This is a genomic window from Fodinibacter luteus (assembly GCF_039541575.1).
GTDB lineage: Bacteria > Actinomycetota > Actinomycetes > Actinomycetales > Dermatophilaceae > Fodinibacter > Fodinibacter luteus.
Genome location: NZ_BAABGM010000043.1, coordinates 1 through 505, shown reverse-complemented (window position 1 = coordinate 505; position 505 = coordinate 1). Strand labels below are relative to the sequence as shown.

Sequence of the window (505 nt, the reverse complement as noted above, 5' to 3'; positions counted from 1 at the left end):
CCACATCCACGCCGCCGGGGCACGGCGCGACAGCGTCGGTTCGGTTGCCGGAGAGCCGGATCACCACGCGTTGGGACGCTCCCGCGGCGGGTGGGGCACCAAGACCCACGCCGCCATCGACGCCGGTCGCGGGGTTCTGTCCTTCACGCTCACCCCCGGCCAAGCCGGAGACTCACCCGAGATGATTGCCGTCTTGGACGGCATCCGCGTCACCCGACCTCACGGTGGACGCCCCAGGACCCGGCCCCAGCGGGTCCTGGCCGACAAGGCCTACTCCTCCAGAGCCAACCGGGCCTGGCTCGCTCGGCACGGCATCGCCGCGACCATCCCCGTCCCGGCCGACCAAGCCGGCAACCGAGCCCGTCGCGGCTCCCGCGGCGGACGACCACCGGCCTTCGACCCTCACACCTACAAGAGCCGGCACGCCGTCGAGTGCGGCTTCAACCACCTCAAACACCACCGCGGCTTCGCCACCCGGTACGACAAGCTCGCCGTCCGCTACGCC

Annotated in this window: 1 protein-coding gene; it reads left to right on the top strand. The window is 72.1% G+C overall.

Annotation, left to right across the window (positions count from 1 at the left end; genetic code table 11):
- Nucleotides 1–4 precede the first annotated feature (4 nt).
- Nucleotides 5–505 (top strand): IS5 family transposase (locus ABD899_RS18885; RefSeq protein WP_345208911.1); only part of this gene is annotated, 501 nt, incomplete at its 3' end.